Annotated in this window: 4 protein-coding genes; all 4 read left to right on the forward strand. The window is 71.9% G+C overall.

Annotated elements, in window-relative coordinates; all coding sequences use genetic code 11:
- On the forward strand, positions 1–299 hold a 299-nt coding region (locus tag GL263_RS24540; RefSeq protein WP_323379546.1), incomplete at its 5' end, for an acyl carrier protein.
- A complete protein-coding gene (locus GL263_RS28645; RefSeq protein ID WP_228456798.1) occupies positions 299–1,333 on the forward strand; it encodes a 3-hydroxyacyl-ACP dehydratase FabZ family protein in 1,035 nt (344 codons plus the stop codon). The genes GL263_RS24540 and GL263_RS28645, both read left to right, overlap by 1 nt.
- A 7-nt stretch (positions 1,334–1,340) precedes the next feature.
- Positions 1,341–2,123: a 3-oxoacyl-[acyl-carrier-protein] reductase gene (gene fabG, locus GL263_RS24555; protein WP_182857933.1), complete on the forward strand. Its 783-nt coding sequence runs from the start codon at positions 1,341–1,343 to the stop codon at positions 2,121–2,123.
- A 79-nt stretch (positions 2,124–2,202) separates the two neighbouring features.
- Positions 2,203–2,823, forward strand: a complete 621-nt coding sequence (locus GL263_RS24560; RefSeq protein WP_182857934.1) for a 2-hydroxychromene-2-carboxylate isomerase — start codon at positions 2,203–2,205, stop codon at positions 2,821–2,823.
- Positions 2,824–2,825: the final 2 nt, after the last annotated feature.

Consider the following 2,825-nt stretch of genomic DNA (forward strand, 5'->3'; position numbering starts at 1 on the left):
ACCCCGACCCCCGACCGCGACACCGCGACACCGCGACACCGCAACAGAGAGGCACCACCATGCTGGACAAGGAAGAGCTGCGCGAGACAGTCGCCGGCGTGCTGGACGTCGACACCGCCGACGTGACCGACGACGCCAAGTTTGTCGACGACCTCGAGGTCGACTCCCTCATGGCCCTTGAGGTTGTGGTCGTCCTGGAGAAGAAGTACGGCATCAAGCTGCCGGAGTCGGAGCTGAAGCGGATCGTCGACCTCCAGAGCGCGTACGACCTGCTGGCCGGAAAGCTGCAGGCGGCCTGATGTCCGTCCCGACGGTGACCGGTGTGGTCGGCCGGGCGGTGAGCCCGGTCGACGGCCCGGTCCGTGTACTGCCGGCGGAGCCCGGCGACAGCCCCCTCACGACCCGGGTGGGCTTCACCGTCGCGCCAGGGGAGACGGTGCTGCCGGGCCACTACCCGGGCTTCCCGATCTTCCCCGGCGTGTGCCTGGTGGAAGTGGTCCACCTGGGCGCGCTGGCCTCGGCCGGCTCGCTGCCCACGGCAGATGCCCCGGCAGACGCCACGGCAGACGCCCCGGCGGACGGACGGCTGGTGCTGCGGCAGATCGAGTCCACCCGTTTCACCGGACCGGTGTTCCCCGGCGACGAGCTGACGGCGGTGCTGGAGTGGAAACGGGACGACACCGGGTGGCGGTGCCGGGCGAAGGTGCGCTCGCAGCGCGGCGACGCCGCCTCGGTCCGCCTCCGCTACACCGCGCCGGGCACCGAAGCGGGCAGCGAACCGGACACCGCGCCCGGCACCGCACCGGGCAGCGCGGCGACCGAGCCGGCGGCGGCCGTGGCCGACCAGACGGAGATCCGCGGCCGGCTGCCGCACCGCTTCCCGATGCTGCTCGTCGACCGCGTGCTGTCCGTGGAGCCGGAGCGCTCTCTGGTCGCCCACAAGGCGGTCAGCTGCAACGAGCCCTGGTACGGCGCCGGTTCGTCCGGCCGCGCCGCCGACCCGGCGGCGGACGCCACCGCGTTCGGCTACCCCGGCACGCTGCTGGTGGAGTCGTGGTGCCAGTCCGCCGGCGTGCTGGCCACCTGGGAGTCGCCCAACCCCGACGTGCTGGAGGGCGACGTGATGCTCTTCGGCGGGATGAGCGGCGTCGAGTTCCACCACCCGGTGCTGCCCGGCCAGGTGCTGGAGCACCGGGTGCGGCAGGAGCGCCGGGTCGGCGAGACCGTGATGTTCGAGGGCGAGTCGCTGGTGGGCGGCCGGACGGTGATGTCCGTCGGGCGGATCACCATGGCGTTCCGACCCGCCCGTGTACTGCGACCCGAGACGAGTTGACGAGATCATGGAATCGGCAAGGGAATCGGCCGGGGAGCCGGTCGTGGAAGAGGACAGCAGGCGGGTGGCGGTGGTCACCGGCGGTTCGCGCGGCATCGGTCGGGCGACCGTCCTGGCCCTCGCCAGGGACGGGTTTGATGTCGCGTTCTGCTACCGCGCGAACAGTGAGGCGGCCGAGCTGCTGGTCAAGGAGGCCGGCGAGCACGGCGGCCGGGTACTCGCCCGCCGGGTCGACGTCGCCGACGGCGACGCCGTCCGCGGGTTCGTCGCGGAGGTGGAGGCCGAACTGGGCCCGGTCGACGCGGCGGTGACCGCCGCCGGCATCACCCGGGACAACCCGCTTGTCCTGATGGAGGACGAGCAGTGGCACCAGGTGCTCGACACCAACCTGGACGGCGTCTACCACCTCTGCCGCGCCGTGGTGTTCGAGATGATGAAGCGCCGCTCGGGCGTGATCGTCAACATCTCCTCGGTGGCCGGTGTCTACGGGCACGCGACCCAGACGAACTACTCGGCGTCGAAGGCCGCGATCATCGGCTTCTCCCGCTCGCTGGCGAAGGAGGTCGGCCGGTCCGGCATCCGGGTCAACACGGTCGCGCCGGGCTTCATCGACACCGACATGGTCGCGGAGATGAACGACAAGGCCCGCAAGGAGGCCACGAAGTCGATCCCGCTGCGCCGCATGGGCACGGCGGAGGAGGTCGCCGACCTCGTCTCGTACCTGGTCTCCGACCGCGCCGCCTACATCACCGGCGCGGTGCTCCAGATCGACGGCGGAATCACCATCTGACGGGCGTCGCATCCGACGGGCGGGTCACCGCGCCCGTCGGGCACGCCCGGGACGGCACAGACTCGCATTGGAGGCGGTGATGGCCCGCAGACGGCCTCGCTGGTACTTCTCGTTCCGCAGCCCCTACTCGTGGATGGCCTACCGGGACCTCGTGGACGTCCACAAGGACGTCGCCGACCGCGTCGACTGGCTGCCCTTCTGGGAGCCGGACGAGGCGGCCACCCGCGAACTGGCGGCGCTCGGAGTCGAGTTGCCGTACGTCCCGATGTCGCGGGAGAAGCACCTGTACATCCTGCAGGACGTCCGCCGACTGGCCCGCGAGCGCGAGCTCCCGCTGGTCTGGCCGGTGGACCGCGAGCCGCGCTGGGATGTCTCCCACCTGGCCTACCTCGTGGCCGAGGAGCTGGGCGCCGGGCGGGAGTTCGTCGACCACGTCTACCGGGCGCGCTGGGAGCTGGGCGAGGACATCTCCGACCCGGAGGTCATCGCCCGGATCGGCGAACGGCTGGGGCTCGACCGGCAGCGGCTGGCGGGCGCCTGCGACGACCCGGACGTCCGCGCGCGCGGCCTGGAGGCGCTGAACTCGCTCTACCGCGACGGCGTCTTCGGGGTGCCGTTCTTCATCGACGGCTACGAGAAGTTCTGGGGCGTCGACCGGCTGCCCGGCTTCGCGGCCTCCGTCCGCTCCCGCCCCGCCTGACC

The sequence above is a fragment of the Streptomyces durbertensis genome (assembly GCF_014156695.1).
Classification (GTDB): Bacteria; Actinomycetota; Actinomycetes; order Streptomycetales; family Streptomycetaceae; genus Streptomyces; species Streptomyces durbertensis.

What these genes read in the sequence shown, in the direction of transcription:
- GL263_RS24560 (WP_182857934.1), top strand. Translation starts at nt 2,203, where the DNA reads ATGGCCCGCAGACGGCCTCGCTGGTACTTCTCGTTCCGCAGCCCCTAC.
- fabG (WP_182857933.1), top strand. Translation starts at nt 1,341, where the DNA reads ATGGAATCGGCAAGGGAATCGGCCGGGGAGCCGGTCGTGGAAGAGGAC.
- GL263_RS28645 (WP_228456798.1), top strand. Translation starts at nt 299, where the DNA reads ATGTCCGTCCCGACGGTGACCGGTGTGGTCGGCCGGGCGGTGAGCCCG.